We start from the raw sequence: 12941 nt of genomic DNA on the forward strand, positions 1-12941 counted from the left end.
CTCAAGCGGTTCGGTCCTGAGGACCGGCTCCGGGGGCTTGATCCGGAGGACCGGCTCCGGGGGCTTGATCCGGAGGACCGGCTCCGGGGGCTTGATCCCGCCATCATCGAAGCCTGGCTCGCCAAGCGGAAACCAAACAACTAACCCGAGCTGGCCGACCTGATCGACCACGGCCAGTTGCAGCGCCAGCTCCGCGAGGTCAAACAATGCACCCGCGGGCGCGATGCCGGGCTGGGCTTCTTCATGGGCCGCCCATGACAGGCACATAGAAGGCCCAGGCAGACGCCGATTGGCTGGACGCGGCGCTGTTGGCACGCATAAGCGACGACGGCGACCTGCTCGCCGTCAGCTTGATCAGCGCGTCTCCTGGTAATCGCCATCCTCTACCCCAGGGGGCGCCGCCGACCTTGGTGTACCGGTCCGTAGCCGGCGTTTCCGGTGCGCGTCAGACTTCTTTGTAGATCTGCGCCCCCTCGCGCACGAACTCCTCCGCCTTCTCCCGCATTCCCACCTCGAGGGCCTGCCCGGCGTCCTGCAGCTGCCGCGCCCGGGCATAGTCGCGCACGTCTTGCGTGATCTTCATGGAGCAGAAGTGCGGGCCGCACATGGAGCAGAAGTGGGCGACTTTGTGCGACTGATGCGGCAAGGTCTGGTCGTGGTACTCGCGGGCGCGCTCCGGGTCCAGGGACAGGTTGAACTGGTCTTCCCAGCGGAACTCGAAGCGCGCCTTGGACAGCGCGTTATCGCGCACTTGGGCGCCGGGCAGACCCTTGGCAAGATCCGCGCCGTGGGCGGCGATCTTGTAGGTGACGATGCCGTCGCGGACGTCTTGTTTATTGGGCAGGCCCAGGTGCTCCTTGGGCGTGACGTAGCAGAGCATGGCCGTGCCGTACCAGCCGATGTTGGCGGCGCCGATGCCGGAGGTGATGTGGTCGTACGCCGGGGCGATGTCCGTGATCAGCGGACCCAGGGTGTAGAAGGGGGCTTCGAAGCAGTCCTTGAGCTCCTTGGTGACGTTTTCCTCGATCATCTGCAGCGGCACATGACCCGGACCCTCGATCATCACCTGTACGTCCTGCTCCCAGGCGAACTGGGTGAGCTCGCCCAGGGTTTCCAGCTCGGCGAACTGGGCGCGGTCGTTGGCGTCGGCGATGGAGCCCGGGCGCAGGCCATCGCCCAATGAGAAGGACACGTCGTAGGCCCGCATGATCTCGCAGATCTCGGCGAAGTGGGTGTAGAGAAAATTCTCCTGGTGATGGGCCAGGCACCATTTGGCCATGATGGAGCCGCCGCGGGAGACGATGCCCGTCACCCGGTCCGCGGTCAGCGGGATATGGCGCAGCAGCACGCCCGCGTGGATGGTGAAGTAGTCCACGCCCTGCTCGGCCTGCTCGATGAGGGTGTCGCGGAACATCTCCCAGGTGAGCGCTTCGGCCTCGCCGTCGACCTTTTCCAGTGCCTGGTAGATGGGCACGGTGCCAATGGGCATGGGCGCGTTGCGCAGGATCCACTCGCGGGTCTCGTGGATGTTCTTGCCGGTGGAGAGGTCCATCAGGGTGTCGCCGCCCCAGCGCGCCGACCAGACCATCTTCTCGACTTCTTCCTCGATGCTGGACGTGGTGGCCGAGTTGCCGATGTTGGTGTTGATCTTGACCCGGAAATTGCGGCCGATGATCATCGGCTCCAGCTCCGGATGGTTGATGTTGGCGGGGATGATGGCGCGGCCGCGGGCCACTTCCTCGCGGACGAACTCGGGCGTGATGGTGTCAGGCAGATTGGCGCCGAAGGACCGCCCGCGCTGCTGGCGCAGGAGCTTCTCGTAGCGCGGGTCGGCACGCAGCTCGTCGAGGCGCATGTTCTCGCGGATGGCGACGTATTCCATCTCCGGCGTGATCTCGCCGCGGCGGGCATAGTGCATCTGGCTGACGTTGTGTCCGGGCTTGGCGCGGCGCGGCGTGCGCAGGTGCTCGAAGCGCAGATGCGCCAGCGCCGGGTCGTGCTGGCGACGACCGCCGAACTCGGAGCTGGGACCCGTGAGCGGCTCGGTGTCGCCGCGCGCCTCGATCCAGGCGCTGCGCACATCCGGCAGCCCCTTGAGCAGGTCGATGGACACGGCGGGATCGGTGTAGGGGCCGGACGTGTCGTAGACAAAGATCGGCGGGTTCGCCTCGTCGCCGTCGGCGGTGTGTGTGGGTGTCTGTGCGATCTCGCGCATGGGTACCCGGATATCCGGGCGCGAACCGGTCACGTAGCGCTTGGCGGCGGCGGGGAAGGGGCGGGTGACCGCGTCGGATAGCCGCGCGGTGGTGGTGACGAAGGCTTCGGGAATGGCGCTCATGACGGCTCCTCGCAGCGAGTCGTGCCCGTGTCAGGGCAGGTCAGACCGGTTGCGGCGGGGAGCAGGGCGCAGGGGCGGGCCGATGCGGCCGCGTTGCATCCTCGCTTCCCTCCGCCGGTATCAACCGGATCAGGTTCTAAGGGACTGTCTCAGCCCGCCTACGGCGGGCACCCCCAGCAGGACTAAGCTTCACGCTAGCCAAAGGGTGCAGGGATTGCAACCATGGCTCGCAGGCGCCCGCTGCGGGCTCGCGCCCACGTCGCGACGGACTGGGGCGAACTTTCGGCGACTGTTGCGAGCAGAGGGCCGGCTGTCTGGTGCCAACGGCATCGACTCGGCTCCGGGCGGTCGTGTGTGCCGCGTCGAACTAGGTTAGCCTGACTCATGGGTGCAGCGCGGCCGGTCCCGGCGGGGCGGCGAGAGTGATTGCGTGACCGACACCCATGCCGGAGGAGGCACGCTGTCGCACTCCCTGCCCCAGAGCGCCAGCCGCGCGCCATATCGCGGACGAAGACACCGTTCACCGGAGGATACCTCATGAGAATCACGCCACTGATGATGCTGGCCGCGCCCTCCATGCTGGCGCTGACGTTGACCCTGGGTGGCTGTGATCAGGGAGAACAGACCGAGCAGATCGAGGAAACCGCGCAGAGCGGGGAGCAGCAGGGCGCCGAACCCGTCGCTATCCCGGAGGATCAGCTCGAGCGGGCGAAAGCTGAAGCCGCCGCCGCCATGGCGAGGCTGCAAGAGGCCGGCGAGCAGGCCGGCGCCGCCGCCCGCAATGCCGCCGGCAGCGCCATGGAACAGGTCCAGGTCAAAGCGGACGAGGCATCGGCGAGCCTGAGGGAAGCCAGCGCCCAGGCGAGTGCCGCGGCTGCGGCGGCTGCCGAGGCGGCGTCGGAGCAGACCGCGGCGCTGACCCAAAGCGCCCAGGCGCAGGCCGATTCCATGATCACCGAGGTGCGGGATTATCTGCGCGAGAACGACCTCGATTCGGCCCAGGGCGTGCTCGACAAGCTGAAGGCGTTGCGCGACCAAGTCTCGGCTGAGGTGCGCACCGAGATCGACGCGCTGCAAAAGCGCCTGTCTGAGGACGAATCTGAGGACGAAGCCCAAAACCAGCCTGCGGGCTGAAGGCGGCCGCCACCGGATGGCGCTCCCGGGAGCTGGCATCGCTCGGGGGCGCTACAACCCGGGGTACCGCCCGACGCCGCTGTGCTTGCTGCCCGGAGAGGACACCCGGTGCGCGTGCGCCGCGTCCGGTCACTGACGCGCGCCGCGGAGACGACGGCACAAGTATTGCCCAGTCTTATGGCTTGGCTTGATATAATTTATCTCATCGATATTGCGTCTGGCCCTGGTTCTGGCGAATCCTAGCGGAATGCTCGGCGAATCTGTCCGCCGAGTCACCGCTGGCTGGAGCAATATCACCATGACTGAGCGCATCACCGTCGGTGGCCTGCAGGTCGCTGCGCCGCTGCACGCCCTGATTCGCGACGAGATGGCCCCGGGGACCGGCATCGAGCCCGATGCCTTCTGGGCCTCCCTGGCCACCATCGTTGCCGATCTGGCGCCGCGCAATCGGCGCCTGCTCGAGCGCCGCGACGCGCTGCAGGCGCAGATCGATGCGTGGCATCGGGCGCGCCGCGGGCAGCCCCTGGATGCTGCGGCGTACAAGACGTTCCTGCAGGAGATCGGCTACCTGGAGCCGGAAGGGCCGGATTTTCAGGTGACCACGGCGAATCTCGACCCTGAAATCGCCACCCTCGCCGGTCCGCAGCTGGTGGTACCCGTCAACAATGCCCGCTACGCCCTGAACGCCGCCAACGCCCGCTGGGGCAGCCTGTACGACGCCCTCTACGGCACCGATGCCATCGCCGAGGACGGTGGCGCTGAGCGGCGCAGTGACTTCAACCCGGTGCGCGGCGAGCGGGTGGTGGCCGCCGCGGTGGAGTTTCTCGACCGCCACTTCCCGCTTACCGACGGCGCCTCCCACGGCACAGTGCCCGGCTACCGGGTGGAGAACGGCCAGCTCGTCGCCGGCGAGACAGGGCTGGCGGAGCCGATGCAGTTCGCGGGCTACCAGGGGTCAGCGCAGGCACCGACGGTGGTGCTGCTCACCCATCACGGCCTGCACGTGGAACTGGTCATCGACCGTGAGCATCCCATCGGCGCCAAGAGCCCCGCGGGGGTCAGGGATGTGGTGCTGGAGTCCGCGGTGACCGCCATCCAGGACTGCGAAGACTCCGTGGCCGCCGTGGACGCCGAGGACAAGGTCGGCGTCTACCGCAACTGGCTCGGGCTGATGCGCGGTGACCTCAGCGCGCGCTTCAGCAAGGGCGGCGAGATGACGGAGCGCCGCCTGAGCCCGGATCGCGTCTACACCACCCCCGACGGTGGCGAGCTGGTGCTGCCCGGCCGCTCGCTGATGCTGGTGCGCAACGTGGGCCATCTGATGACCACCGACGCCGTCCTGACGGCGGACGGTGCGGAGATTCCAGAGGGCTTCCTGGATGCGATGGTAACGGCGCTCGCGGCCCTGCACGATCTCAAGGGACTGGGGGCCCTGCGCAACAGCCGCGCCGGCAGCATCTATATCGTCAAGCCCAAGATGCATGGGCCAGACGAGGTGCAATTCGCCGTGGATCTGTTCGCACGGGTCGAGGAGGCGCTGGGCCTTGAGCGCAACACGCTCAAGATCGGCATCATGGACGAGGAGCGGCGCACCACCGTGAACCTGAAGGCATGCATCCGCCGGGCCGCCGAGCGGGTCATTTTCATCAACACGGGCTTTCTGGACCGCACCGGGGACGAAATCCACACCAGCATGGACGCCGGGCCCATGCTGCGTAAAGGCGCCATGAAGGCCGCCCCCTGGCTCCTGGCCTATGAGGATTGGAACGTCGATGTCGGGCTTGCCTGCGGTCTGCGTGGCCATGCGCAGATCGGCAAGGGCATGTGGACCATGCCGGATGAGATGCGCGCCATGCTGGACACCAAGATCGGCCATCCCCAGGCCGGTGCGAACTGTGCCTGGGTACCGTCACCGACGGGCGCGACCCTGCACGCGTTGCACTACCACGCGGTCGACGTCGCCGCCCGCCAGGCGGCGCTCGCCGCCGGCGGCCGGCGCGCGGATCTGGAGACACTGCTCAGGATTCCCCTCGCAGATCCCGCCGCGTGGAGCGCCGACGACATACAGCAGGAACTGGACAACAACTGTCAGGGCATCCTGGGCTATGTGGTGCGCTGGATCGACCAGGGCATCGGCTGCTCCAAGGTACCGGATATCACCGACACCGGTCTGATGGAGGACCGCGCCACCCTGCGTATCGCCAGCCAGCTGCTCGCCAACTGGCTGCACCACGGCGTGGTGGACAGGGAGAGCATCATGGCCGCGCTCAGACGCATGGCCGCGGTGGTCGACCGCCAGAACCAGGGTGATCCGATGTACCGGCCCATGGCCCCGGGCTTCGACGGCATCGCCTTCCAGGCCGCCTGTGATCTGATCTTCAACGGCCGCACCGAGCCCAACGGTTACACCGAGCCCGCGCTGCACCGCCGTCGCCGCGAGCGCAAGGCGCAGGGCTGAGACGGCCAGGCACGGCATCGCCGCGCATCGGCGCACTGGCCACACCCGTCGGTGCTTTCGGTCTGCCGATCGTCCGTGCAGCGCGGGTGCCGCCGTCGCCTTGTAAGGTCAAGTCATGACTTCAGGCGACGCGAGGGGCTTGCATGCGACACATCTTTGTGGTCGGGCTCGATGACGTCCATCTGCGGCAACTGCGCACCCTGCCGGGGACCGACGAGATCTGCTTCCACCCGCTCTTCACTCACGCCGAGCTGAAGCAGCAGGATGTCTTCCCGGTGGCGCGGCTCTTGCGCGAGGGCCGCCGGAGACTGCAGGCTTTCCCCGATCGCGTCGATGCGGTGATCGGTTACTGGGATTTTCCCGTCAGCACTGTGCTGCCCATGCTGCGGGCCGCGGTGGGCTTGCCCGGACCCAGCCTGGAGTCGGTGCTGCAATGCGAGCACAAATACTGGAGCCGCCTCAAGCAGGCGGAGGTGGTGCCGGCGCAGGTGCCGGCCTTCTGTGCCGTCGACCCCTTCGCCGATGATCCGCTGGCCAACTGCCCCCTGGATTTTCCCTTCTGGCTGAAACCCGTGAAGTCGGTGCTCTCGCACCTGGGCTTTCGCATTGCGTGCGACGCGGACCTGCGCGAGGCCCTGTCCATCATCCGGGCCAGGATCGGCCGCTATGCCGAGCCCTTCAATCTGATCCTGGACTACGCCGACCTGCCGCCCGAGGTCGCCGCGGTGGATGGTTGGCACTGCATCGCCGAGGCCATCATCTCCCGGGGGCACCAGGTCACCCAGGAGGGCTATGTCTACGGTGGTGAAGTGCACGTCTACGGCACGGTGGACTCCCGGCGCAGCGGCCCGGCGGGCTCGTCGTTCGATCGCTATCAGTACCCGTCGCAGTTACCGGCGTCGGTGCAGGCGCGCATGACGGCGGTGACGCGGCGGGTCATGCGTCACATCGGCTATGACATGGCGCCCTTCAATATCGAGCATTTCTGGGATCCCGAGACGGACCGTCTCGCGCTGCTGGAAATCAATAGCCGTCTGTCCAAATCCCACGCGCCGCTGTTTCGGTTGGTGGACGGGCAGTATCACCACCAGGTGATGCTGGACTTGGGACTCGCGCGCGAGCCCAGGCTCCGGCAGGGCCGCGGTGCGTATAAGCTGGCGGCCAAGTTCATGCTGCGCCACTTCGAGGATGCGCGTGTGTTGCGCGTGCCGACGGCGGCTGAGATCGCTGCGGTTGAGCAGGCCATGCCCGGCACGCGCGTCCAGATCGAGGTGGCGGCGGGCGACAGGCTATCGTCGCTGCGCGACCAGGACAGCTACAGCTACCAGTTGGCGACGCTATACATCGGTGCGGATTCTGAGGCGGAGCTCGAGACGCGATACCGACGATGCCTGGCGCGGTTGCCGCTGACACTCGCGCCCGTTGCAGAACAGACAGCCCCCGGCAGTTGCGTCACACCGGCCGTGTCGTCAGTCGAGGTTGACGATAATCCCCGGGCCATTTCGATCACGGGTTAGCGGATAGACCCGTCGCATCCGAGTTTTCAGTGCTCGCCGGTTGGTGGGCGCCTGGCGTGGGATGCGGTGACGCCATTCCCATGGGCTTCACGACGGCGCCCCTGCCGTATCGCCGCTATCGAGACCCCGCCAGCCGTCATCCAGCCCGCTGCAGCTTGCGCGGGACATTGGCTGACGCCGGTGATCAAGAGGAGACAACACATGAACATTGGTCCATGCCTCGGGGTGTTGCTCGCGCTGCTGCTCGGCGGCTGCGCGAATATGAACAGCGCCGAGCAACGCATGGTGTCCGGCGCCGCCATCGGCGGTGTTGTCGCGGGCCCCATTGGGGCTGGTGTCGGCGCCGGCATCGGCTACGTGGTGAATCGCAACGAGGATCGGGGACGCTAGACGGCCGCCGCGGCTTGGTGTCTGTCGCCGCTGGCGCAGCGGCATGGGCCTTGATGGCCGCTCGGTGCCGGGCGGGCGCCGGTGGGTGCGGGGTCTGCTATAGTCGAACGTCATCGAGGATCGCCGATCCCGTGCCGCAGCAGCCCTGTCATGACCGTCGAGCCTCCGCTCATGCCCCGGCTCCAACCCGGAAGCCGCCGCCAGCGCATCGTCGAGATCCTGCGCGCGGCGCGTCTTTTGGGGCCCCTGCTCGGGGTTGCCGTGACGCTGGTGGCAGCCCTGGTACTGCTGCTGGTGAACACGGCGATACCGGAGCAGGCCTGGCCCAAGTATGTCTGCCTGGGATTCCTTATCATGGGCTTCGCCGCGGCGGCGCTGACGGCGCACCGGCTCCGGACCCAGCTATTGCAGCCGTTGGTGAACCTGGAAGACTCCGTCTCCCGCGTCTGTCAGGGCGAGCCCGGTGCCAGCCGTGCGCTCGCGAACGTCGGCGTGCTCGAGACCATGGCCCGCGGCATCGGCAGCCTGAATGCCGAGCTGACCGATCTCTACGAAGACATGGACAGCCGCGTCGCCCGCCAGACCCAGCGCCTGGCGCAGAAGACCGCCTCGCTCAAGATTCTCTACGATGTCGCCGCCGAGATCACCCGGGCCGATACCCTGGAGGATCTGCTGCTGCACTTCCTGCGGGTGCTCAAGGAAATGGTCAACGGCCGCGCCGCCACCGTCCGGGTGGTGGCGGCGGACGGCGAGATGCGCCTGGTGGGCTCCATCGGACTCGACGACGACCTGGTGCGCCAGCAGGACATGCAGCCGGTGGAGCTGTGTCTCTGCGGCACCGTGCTCGGTCCCGGAGAGATCGTCTGCGATAACGATTTTCGTTATTGTTCCCGGGTCTATGGCCGGCGCATGTTCGCAAGCGATGCCTTGGAGATCGTCACGGTACCGTTGAAGCACCACGCCGAGCTGCTTGGCGCCTATAGCATCTTCGTCGACCGCCCGGGGCTCAGGGAACGGGAGGATATCCTGGAGCTGCTGAGCACCATCGGCCAGCACATCGGCGTCGCGGTGGCCAAGCACCGCTCCGACGTCGAGGCCCGGCGTCTGTCCATCGTCGAGGAGCGGGCTTCCCTGGCGCATGAGCTCCACGATTCTCTGGCGCAAACGCTGGCGAGCCTGCGGCTGCAGGTGCGTATGCTCGGCGATGCCCTGCACGACGCCGAGGTTGCCACCGAGGCGCGGGCCGACCTGACGCGTATCAGAAATGGCATCGACGAGGCGCATGCGGAGCTGCGCGAGCTGCTCTCGAGCTTCCGTGCCCCCATGGACCGGCGCGGATTGATTCCCACCTTGGAGGACCTCATCCGGCGTTTCGGCCAGCAGACCGGCATCCACGCCGTGCTGCAGCTGAACTGTCGACCTTTTGAGGTCACCCCGACGGAGGAGATGCAGCTGGTGCGCATCGTCCAGGAAACCCTGACCAACGTCCGCAAGCATGCCGGGGCCCAGACCGTGCGTGTCCTGCTGACCCGTGAGCCCAACGGCGACCATGTGCTGCTCATCGAGGACGACGGTGTTGGCTTCAGCGCCCGGCGCGAGGCGGCGGGCCGGCCCGGTGAGCACATCGGCCTGTCCATTCTCGAGGAGCGCGCCCGGCGCATCGGCGCGCGGCTGGAGATCGAGAGCGAGCCGGGGGAAGGCACCCGGGTGGAGGTGGCCTTCACGGCCGGGCGCGCGGCGGGGCGGGGGGTGACCACGGAGCAGGCCGCCTGATGCGCGTGCTGCTCATCGACGATCATGCCCTGTTTCGGGTCGGCCTCCTGGAGCTCCTGGAGCGCCGTGGCATCGAAGTGGTGGATGCCGTGGGCGATTGCGACGTGGGCTTGCGGCTCACCCGCGACTGTGCGCCCGACGTGGTGCTGCTGGACCTGCGCATGCCGGGTCCGGGCGGCCTCGAGATCCTGAAGCAGATCCGCGCCGAGGGGCTGGATCGGCGCGTTGCCATGCTCACCACCAGCACCGAGGAGGCAGACCTCATCGCCTCCTTACAGGCGGGCGCCAACGGCTATCTGCTCAAGGACATGGAGCCCGATGAGCTGGTTGCGGCGCTGACCGACATCGTCGCCGGCGAGACCGTCGTCGCACCGGAGCTGACGGGCATTCTGGCCCGGGCGCTGCGCCCTGAGCCGGCGCCGGAGGTGCCAGCGCCGCCGGCATTTTCGGAGCTGACGCCGCGCGAGCAAGAGATCCTGTGCCATCTGGCGGCGGGGCAGAGCAACAAGGCCATCGCCCGCGAGCTCGGCATTTCCGATGGCACGGTGAAGCTGCACGTGAAGGCCATTTTACGCAAGCTCGCGGTGCGCTCGCGGGTGGAAGCAGCGGTGATGGCGGTGGAGCAGGGCCTCTGCGCCCGAGACTGATGCCGGCGCTTTGACAATCTTGGCTGCAACCGACGGGGTTGCTTGGTTATAACGCCCGCGAGCCAAACACAGCATCGGGAGAACGTCGTGAAAAACTTTCTGGAGCTCATCCGCAACTGTCTGACAGACGTGCGCGAGATCATGCCCTGGGATCTGGAGGAACGCCTGGCCGAGAATCCGGATCTGCTGGTTGTGGACGTACGCGAGCCGGACGAGTTCGCTGCCATGCACATCGACGGGTCCATCAATGTCCCGCGCGGTATCCTGGAGTCCGCCTGCGAATGGGACTATGAAGAAACCGTACCGGCGCTGGTGCGTGCCCGCGACCGCGAGATCGTCGTCGTCTGCCGCTCGGGCTATCGCAGTGTGCTGGCGACCAATGCCATGCAGGTGCTGGGCTATCGGAAAGTCGCGTCGCTGAAGACCGGGCTGCGCGGCTGGAAGGACTACGAGCAGCCGCTGGTGGACGGCGCCGGCCGCGACGTGGACCTCGACGACGCCGACGTCTATTTCACGCCCAAGCTCCGTCCCGAGCAGATGCGCCCGCGGGAGGCCGACGCCACTTCCTGAAAACCCGCCGGAGCCGTGGCTGCCTGCAGCGCATCGGCTATCCTGCCACCCCTCGGAGCCGGTGTCGTCGGTCCGGCGCCACGTGACTGCCCGGGCGTCGCCTAAGGCCCGGGGAACTCGGCGGCGTTTCAGGCCTCAGTCGACGGCGCCGCCAGGTATGCCAGGCTGTCCGGATCGAACGGCCTGGGCACAATCCCCAGGGGCGCGAAACCGTCTGCGATGCAGGTGTTGCCGCCGAGTAGCATGGTGAGCTGATCGCGCGTCACCGGGAACCAGTCGAACCGGCCCATCACCGCGGCCACCGGACCGATGAACATCACCGGGGCCGGCAGCATGAGCTTCTTTTTGCCCACTGCGGCGGCGATGCCCGAGAGGATCTGCTTCCAGCTCCAGGCGTCTGGTCCGCACAGTTCCAGGGTTTCGCCGATGCTCTCGGGCACCTCCAGCGCTTTGGCGAAGGCCGCCGCCACGTCCTCGACGTGGACCGGCCCGAGCTCGAAGGCGCCGGCGTTGGTGGGCAGCCAGCCTTCGTAGAACAGCGGTGCCGGCGCGGGGCTGTCGATGAGCTCGCGTTTCAGCTGGGTGCAGAACTCCATGCGCCCGCGCGGCGGTCCAAAGATCACCGAAGGCCGGAAGATGGTCCAGTCCAGTGTCGACGCCTTGAGTGCCTCCTCGGCGGCGAGCTTGGTGGTCTGATAGGGCGTTGCCGCGGCGTCGATGCCGTTGGCGCTCATGAGCAGGAAGCGTTTGACCCCCTGCGCTTCGGCCATGGCGATGGCGCGCTCGGCGCCGCGGCGCTGCATTGCGTCGAAGGTGATACCGCGGCTCGGCTGCTCGCGCAGGATACCGATGAGATAGATGGCCACGTCACAGCCTTCGAAACAAGCGCGCACCGCGGTTTCGTCGCTGATGTCGCCGGGCACCGCCTCCAGGTCTGCACGGGCCGGCAGCTTATGCTCGTTGCCGGGTCGGACCAGCACCCGCATGCGATGGCCGTAAACGGTGAGCGCGTCGAGGAGGTAGCTGCCGACGAAACCAGTGCCGCCGATGATGCCGATTTTCATGTGGGCTCCGTTGGGTCGCAGGGGGGTGTGGACTTGTGCGCCGCCGGCGCAGGGCTGCGCCGGCGGTGGTGGCCGTGACTCGGCGTCGCTCTCGCCCGCGATGTGCGGCACCCGGAGACGAATTCCAGCCCTTACGGGCGGATTGTTGCTCCGGGAGTGTTCAGGGCTGCGGTGGTGCGTAGCGTCACTGTCTCGATTGCGAAGAGGTTTTCGATGGGCTGGATTGGTGCTTGTTTATGCTTTGTCCGGCTTCATGTGCTCGCACTACCCAAGCATATAGAGAGCACCGAGTTGATGTCCAAGCATTTCCTCATCGTCGGCGCCAGCGCTGGCATCGGCGCCGCCTTGCTACAACGGCTTGTGGGTGCAGGTCACAGGGTCACGCACCTGTCCCGCGAGCCTGAGCGCGCTCCCGAGCTGCCCGGCGCCACTGGCGTGCGCTGGGATCTGCAGCACGAGCCCCTGCCGTCCGCCGCGCTGGCGGAGCGCCTCGACGGCGTCGCCTACTGTCCCGGCGGGATCCGGCTCAAGCCTTTCCCACGTCTGAAGGAGCAGGATTTCAACGAGGAGTGGGAACTGAATCTTCTGGGGGCCGTACGCACGCTGCAGGCTGTGCTGCCGGCGCTCAAGCAAAGCGAGATGGCCTCCGTGCTGCTGTTCAGCACCGTCGCGGTGCAGACCGGCATGCCCTTCCACGCGGCGGTAGCCGCAGCCAAGGGCGCCGTGGAGGGGCTGACGCGCTCGCTGGCGGCGGAGCTGGCGCCGAAGATCCGCGTCAACGCCATAGCGCCGACGCTGACCGACACGCCGCTGGCGCAGCGGCTGCTGGGGTCTGACGACAAGCGTCGGGCGGCGGCGGAGCGTCATCCGCTCAAGCGGATCAACGACGCCGACGACGTCGCACGAACGGGCGCCTGGCTGCTCGCCGACGCGCCGTCTGTCACCGGTCAGATCATCACCCTGGACGGCGGCTTGTCTTCGTGCCGGCTATTCTGAGCAACGGTTAAAGACGGCTTGGCACGGAGCGGGCAGCATGATCTGTCCCGGTCG

At 67.3% G+C, this 12941-nt stretch carries 11 protein-coding genes and 1 riboswitch; of the genes, 8 read left to right on the forward strand and 3 right to left on the reverse strand.

Features of this window, described 5'->3' with window-relative positions; genetic code table 11:
• Together QZ588_RS10945 and thiC are read right to left on the reverse strand one after the other, a co-directional pair.
• On the reverse strand, positions 1 to 267 hold a 267-nt coding region (locus tag QZ588_RS10945; protein ID WP_295542709.1), incomplete at its 3' end, for a hypothetical protein.
• Positions 268 to 445: 178 nt separating this feature from the next.
• Positions 446 to 2338, reverse strand: coding sequence for a phosphomethylpyrimidine synthase ThiC (gene thiC / locus QZ588_RS10950; RefSeq protein ID WP_295542619.1), 1893 nt, complete (start codon positions 2336 to 2338; stop codon positions 446 to 448).
• Between the two features lie 89 nt (positions 2339 to 2427).
• Positions 2428 to 2523: riboswitch (TPP riboswitch) on the reverse strand.
• 352 nt (positions 2524 to 2875) lie between these two features.
• Between thiC and QZ588_RS10955 the strand changes: the two genes are divergently transcribed.
• From QZ588_RS10955 to QZ588_RS10985, 7 genes are all read left to right on the forward strand, one after another.
• A complete protein-coding gene (locus tag QZ588_RS10955; RefSeq protein ID WP_295542621.1) occupies positions 2876 to 3472 on the forward strand; it encodes a hypothetical protein in 597 nt (198 codons plus the stop codon).
• Positions 3473 to 3770: 298 nt separating this feature from the next.
• Entirely contained in the window at positions 3771 to 5930 is a 2160-nt protein-coding gene (locus QZ588_RS10960; RefSeq protein WP_295542623.1) for a malate synthase G, read from the forward strand.
• 143 nt (positions 5931 to 6073) lie between these two features.
• Positions 6074 to 7447 (forward strand): D-alanine--D-alanine ligase, encoded by a 1374-nt coding sequence (locus QZ588_RS10965; protein ID WP_295542625.1) that lies wholly within the window; start codon positions 6074 to 6076, stop codon positions 7445 to 7447.
• 201 nt (positions 7448 to 7648) lie between these two features.
• Positions 7649 to 7837 carry a hypothetical protein gene (locus QZ588_RS10970; RefSeq protein ID WP_295542627.1) on the forward strand — a complete coding sequence of 63 codons (189 nt, stop codon included), beginning with the start codon at positions 7649 to 7651 and terminating at the stop codon, positions 7835 to 7837.
• 171 nt (positions 7838 to 8008) lie between these two features.
• The gene (locus QZ588_RS10975; protein WP_295542629.1) at positions 8009 to 9610 is read left to right on the forward strand and encodes an ATP-binding protein; all 1602 of its coding nucleotides are present in this window, start codon (positions 8009 to 8011) and stop codon (positions 9608 to 9610) included.
• Complete coding sequence (locus tag QZ588_RS10980; protein WP_295542631.1) at positions 9610 to 10257, forward strand: response regulator; 648 nt, start codon at positions 9610 to 9612, stop codon at positions 10255 to 10257. The genes QZ588_RS10975 and QZ588_RS10980 overlap by 1 nt, the downstream gene beginning before the upstream one ends.
• An 87-nt stretch (positions 10258 to 10344) precedes the next feature.
• Complete coding sequence (locus QZ588_RS10985) at positions 10345 to 10827, forward strand: rhodanese-like domain-containing protein (RefSeq protein ID WP_295542632.1); 483 nt, start codon at positions 10345 to 10347, stop codon at positions 10825 to 10827.
• Positions 10828 to 10955: 128 nt separating this feature from the next.
• Here QZ588_RS10985 and QZ588_RS10990 read toward each other — a convergent pair whose 3' ends face one another.
• Positions 10956 to 11891: an NAD(P)H-binding protein gene (locus QZ588_RS10990; RefSeq protein WP_295542634.1), complete on the reverse strand. Its 936-nt coding sequence runs from the start codon at positions 11889 to 11891 to the stop codon at positions 10956 to 10958.
• Positions 11892 to 12185: 294 nt separating this feature from the next.
• Between QZ588_RS10990 and QZ588_RS10995 the strand changes: the two genes are divergently transcribed.
• Entirely contained in the window at positions 12186 to 12887 is a 702-nt protein-coding gene (locus QZ588_RS10995; protein WP_295542636.1) for an SDR family oxidoreductase, read from the forward strand.
• Positions 12888 to 12941: the final 54 nt, after the last annotated feature.

It is taken from the genome of uncultured Thiohalocapsa sp., assembly GCF_913062725.1.
Taxonomy (GTDB): Bacteria; Pseudomonadota; Gammaproteobacteria; order Chromatiales; family Chromatiaceae; genus Thiohalocapsa.